Annotated in this window: 4 protein-coding genes; 3 read left to right on the top strand and 1 reads right to left on the bottom strand. The window is 40.9% G+C overall.

From position 1 onward, the window contains the following. Positions 1 to 462 precede the first annotated feature (462 nt). Both RYL27_RS11135 and RYL27_RS11130 read left to right on the top strand, forming a co-directional pair. Complete coding sequence (locus tag RYL27_RS11135; RefSeq protein ID WP_314967192.1) at positions 463 to 1,215, top strand: response regulator transcription factor; 753 nt, start codon at positions 463 to 465, stop codon at positions 1,213 to 1,215. A 23-nt stretch (positions 1,216 to 1,238) separates the two neighbouring features. Continuing rightward, complete coding sequence (locus tag RYL27_RS11130; RefSeq protein WP_314967191.1) at positions 1,239 to 2,546, top strand: sensor histidine kinase; 1,308 nt, start codon at positions 1,239 to 1,241, stop codon at positions 2,544 to 2,546. Between the two features lie 21 nt (positions 2,547 to 2,567). Here the strand turns inward: RYL27_RS11130 and RYL27_RS11125 are convergent, their stop codons facing one another. Further along, entirely contained in the window at positions 2,568 to 3,506 is a 939-nt protein-coding gene (locus RYL27_RS11125) for an ORF6N domain-containing protein (RefSeq protein WP_314967190.1), read from the bottom strand. A 193-nt stretch (positions 3,507 to 3,699) separates the two neighbouring features. Here RYL27_RS11125 and RYL27_RS11120 point away from each other — a divergent pair. After that, positions 3,700 to 4,239: ABC transporter ATP-binding protein (locus RYL27_RS11120; RefSeq protein ID WP_314967189.1), on the top strand; the 540-nt coding region annotated here is incomplete at its 3' end.

Below are 4,239 nucleotides of genomic sequence, written 5' to 3'. Positions count from 1 at the left end.
GGCATCTCGAAGAGCTGCGGAAGTCGTTGCATTTTCATATTCAACATGCACTCTACCCTGAAAAGCCTGCCCGAATTTATAAATCCACCGAGGGACTTCCCGGTTTTTCTTTACGCCGTATAAAAGCCGAAAATAAATATAAAAGGTAAGGAGAAAAGAGAGGCATACAATAAGAGCGAAAGATAATGCAAATCGAAAAGAATCCACTTTTTCTTTCTCCTTTCCTATAGAGTGTTTTTCTTAAGCAGTGTCGTAAGCGAAGAGAAGCCTTGGCATTTAGCATCTCTTCACGGAAACAGTATAGCATTTTTATGAAGGGGACGAAAGAAATAAACTGCGAAGCATAAAATGAAAAAATTAACTCCATTTTAGGCAAAGCATGGTACAATAAACCGAATATTTTTGCAGAGTATTTTAATGAATAGGAATTAAGAAATTATTAAAGCTATTTATTTAATAGGAGTGAGAGACTTGCTGAAGATCTTTATTTTAGAGGATGAAAGAATACAACAATCCCGCATTGAAAATGTGATTAAGGAGCTGATTAGTAGGAAGAGCTTGTCTTGTAAGGCACCGGAAATCTTTGGAAATGCCGGGCAGCTTCTTAATGCGATTACGGAAAGAGGTTCTCATCAGCTTTTCTTTTTGGATATTGAGATTAGAGGAGAGGAAAAGAAGGGGCTGGATATTGCGAAAGAAATTCGAAGTAGGGATCCCAATGCCACTATCGTATTTGTAACAACCCATTCGGAATTTATGCCGATTACCTTTCGCTATAAGGTTTCGGCACTGGACTTTATTGACAAAGCTTTGGATGAGGAACATTTTTCCGAGCGTGTGGAGTCGGCTATTGAGTACACGTTGGAAAAACTTGGCGCTACTGTATCGGAGGATTCTTTCAGTTTTGAAACGGCCATGGCCAGAGTGCAGGTTCCTTTTCATAAAATTTTGTATTTTGAGTCTTCGCCTACCGTCCATAAGGTGATTTTACATACCAAGGAGGAAAGAATTGAGTTCTATGCAGGGCTTTCCGACCTGGAAAAGGCGGATTCCAGACTGTACCAATGCCACCGCTCCTTTGTGGTCAATCCGGAGAACATTGTGAAGATTGATAAAGAGGAGAAAATGGCGATATTCGAGAATCAGGAGAGCTGTCTGATTTCCCGTATGAAGTATAAAGGACTTCTGGAACGGATGAAGTCGATGAAGCAGTAAAATATTTTCAGAGAGGAGAATGTATGGAATCTATGATCAATCTGACAATTGAATATGTGAAAATCGTCAATGTGATGCTATTCTATCGTCAGATTAGCGATGAAAATATGCCTCTTTGGTCTTTTCTCCTTGTTCCGGTTCTTTTTGAGCTGCTGTTTTTCTTTTTTCCACCCCTTGCTTTCTTCGGGTATTTTGTGAGCTTCGTGCTGTACAGCTTCTATCGAAATCGGGAGAAAGACGGAGGACTGAAGCTGTTTTACGGCCTTTATCCTATTGTTTTAGAAAGTCTGCTGGGAAGGCTGCTGGCCTTCTATGTTTTTCCGTTCTTTGGAATTTCCGTTTATAATGAGGCGAGTATCGGCGGATATGATCTTCTGATTGAACTTCTGGTTTTCCCCCTCTATCTTGTCATTATAAAATCCCTGAAAATCAATTTTCAGGAGCTGAAGAAAGGCTTTACGCGTGGCTTTTTTCGCCGCTTTTTACTGCCGATCAATCTCTCGATGATGGTTTACACTGTTTTGATTACAGCCTTTTTGATGCTGCGTGACAGATTTTCTTGGGCGGACAGCCTTCGGGGACAGCTGAATAATCTCTATATCATTATCTTTTTCGTGGTGCTTTTATATATCAATGCCGTTTCCAAGGAAAGACTGGAAGCGGAAGTGCTGGAGCAAAAGGACAGTGAGCTAAAGGCGCTTTCCGAATACAGTCATCATGTGGAGGAGTTATACGGAGAGATTCGCAGTTTTCGCCATGACTATATGAATATCTTAACCAGCTTGAAGCTGGGAATTGAGCGGAAAGACTTTGACAGCATTCAAAACATTTACAATACGGTTCTTAAGGACAGCGGAAAGCCCTTTTATAGCAGTAAATTTGACCTTGCAAAATTAAGCCGGATTGAAAATGATGCGGTAAAAAGTATCTTATCCGCGAAGCTCCTGGAGGCCCAGAGTAAGGGGATAGAGACTTCTGTGGAGATAGAAGAAGAGATTTATGATTTTCAAATCGAGCTGCTGGATTTCATCAAAATTCTTTCTATTCTTTGTGACAATGCCATAGAGGGATGTCTTACTGCTGAAGATCCCAAAATCGCCATCGCCTTGATTCGTGAGGAGAGAACCCTCATTTTGGTGGTGGAAAACAGTACAAAGGCGGAAAAACTGGAGCTCTCTCCTATTTTTGAGAAGGGGTATTCCTCTAAGGGAGAAGGCAGAGGACTTGGCCTTTATAACGTGCATACGATTTTAGAAAAATACCCGAAATCCCTCATCAGTACCCGCAGCGCCGAACATCTTTTTTCTCAAACCATTCAGTTTTGCAAATAGACCTTGGAAGTCTTTCCCAACTTATACCGTTTGCAGTCGATTCAACAAATCTGCAACTACACCCGAGTCCTCAATTAGAGAAATTCCAAAGCATTTCTTACCGGCATCCTTAATGGATGCCCCTATATGATACGCTTTATTCCCATCCAGAATTATAAATCTGTCGTGGAATACCTGCGTCCTCTTCACTGTCAATGTCGGGTACTGGGCATTAAAATTGGCTGCGTCTCTATTGGTAAGCTGTGCGCTCGCATAGGTATAAATTTTCACATCAACGCCGGCATTCTTCTTTGCCAAAATGTTCAGAGTATCCACATCTACATACCCGTCAATCAGGATAATCTCTCTAGTGGCCCTTTGAACGATAGATGTGATTAAACTGAATGCATCATAAATTTGACCGTCGAAGAAGATTTTTTGCTCTGTCTCAGCATGATCTTCGATATATCGGAAAACCTTATCAAAGCGCACATCGGTATTTTTTTCATATTCCAGTTGCCTTAGTTCTATATGACTGACCTTTTCAAATAGTAGGGCATTGTTGGCGATAAAATGTCGCATCTCACGAAAAGCACGCATAATGAAAATGCTTTGTTGTTCAGCGGCATCACCCTTCAGAACTGTAGCCAACATATATATTCCCTGTTCTGTAAAGGCATATGGTGGCTTCCTACGGCCTCCTTGTTGTCCTGAATAAAAATTCGAGACTGATGAAGTCACAATTTGTGATTTCACGATTCCAAGCTCTTCTTTTGTCAGCTGAAACATAAAATCAGCCGGGAAGCGCCCAATATTGCGCTTTACTTGTTGATTCAATGCACGTACTTCATAGCCATATAATGCGGCTAGGTCGTGATCCAGCATAACCTGTCTTCCTCTGATTGTATAAATCAGCCGGTCGATATCATTTGTCTGGATAATTGCGGGAACAATTTCGGATTTTTCCTTGGTATTTGTCATATATAAATCCTTTCTGTGAAATCACAAATTATGAAATGTATCCTACCATAAATAGCACTTGTTTTTAGTAAGCTTTTTTAGAAAATTACCGTTCGCGACAAAATAAGTACCGTTCGCGACAAGCTTATTTTCTCTTCCGGCATACGTTCTATAATGAGCCTCGTAAACAAAAAAGAAAGGGAGGTTCACTTAGATGTTTAGAGTAGATGAAATCAAGAAGTCCTTTAAAAATAAAGAGGTATTAAAGGGTGTTTCCTTCTCCATTGAAGAAGGAGAGAAGGTCGCTTTACTGGGAAATAACGGAGCGGGAAAAAGCACGCTGATGAAAATCATTGCCGGTCAGCTGGAGGCAAATTCCGGTACTGTGAACACGGCACTGGATTATCAGACAGAAATCGGCATGATGCCTCAGGGCGATATTTTGATCGAGGATTTGACGGTTTCGGATTTAGTACAGTTGAAAAGTGCGATGAATCGAATCTCGATAGATCTGGATACTGCCTTGGAAAAAGTTTCCTTGCAGGATTTTAAAAAGCAATATGTGGGCGGTCTTTCCGGCGGGCAAAAGAGAAGACTTTCCTTACTGCTCAGCATTTTAAATTCTCCGAAGCTGATTTTTCTGGATGAGCCAACCACCGGAATGGATCTGGAATCCGTTGACCGGTTTTGGAAGCTTCTGGAGAAGGAAAAATATACTTCCGTGATTGTTACCCATGATTTTAACCAGATTGAT

This window comes from Oribacterium sinus, assembly GCF_963537195.1.
GTDB classification, from domain to species: Bacteria; Bacillota; Clostridia; order Lachnospirales; family Lachnospiraceae; genus Oribacterium; species Oribacterium sinus_A.
The sequence above is the reverse complement of the archived record's forward strand: the minus strand, read 5'-3'. Positions and strand labels throughout refer to the sequence as shown.

Excerpts from the sequence above, each read along its gene's own strand:
- RYL27_RS11130 (WP_314967191.1), top strand. The coding sequence starts at position 1,239 with ATGGAATCTATGATCAATCTGACAATTGAATATGTGAAAATCGTCAAT.
- RYL27_RS11125 (WP_314967190.1), bottom strand. The coding sequence starts at position 3,506 with ATGACAAATACCAAGGAAAAATCCGAAATTGTTCCCGCAATTATCCAG.